Below are 258 nucleotides of genomic sequence, written 5' to 3'. Positions count from 1 at the left end.
GGTACTAGCAGCGTGATTGTCCTCAGCCTGCTCTGACAACTTCTCACAAGCTTCAAACTGCATCTGCTTCATCACTAAGTTTAAAGCCTCACCACCCCCACTGCCCCAATCCACCTTACTCGCCTTATACCCCACTTGCTTCGGTGTGATAAACGTCACATTGCCACCCGATAGCTCAATGCCACTGCCCGCCGCTTTTAGGGTCAGCGTATCAGGCGCGATAATCTCAATACTATCTCGGCTATGGAGTCTCAGTAC

General features: G+C 51.2%; 1 protein-coding gene. It reads right to left on the bottom strand.

Annotated elements, in window-relative coordinates:
- On the bottom strand, window positions 1-258 hold a 258-nt coding region (locus tag AAEZ06_RS27665), incomplete at both ends, for a DUF2345 domain-containing protein (protein WP_350617326.1).

The sequence above is a fragment of the Pseudomonas sp. HY7a-MNA-CIBAN-0227 genome (assembly GCF_040310325.1).
Classification (GTDB): domain Bacteria; phylum Pseudomonadota; class Gammaproteobacteria; order Pseudomonadales; family Pseudomonadaceae; genus Aquipseudomonas.
This window is presented reverse-complemented; position numbering and strand designations above follow the sequence as displayed.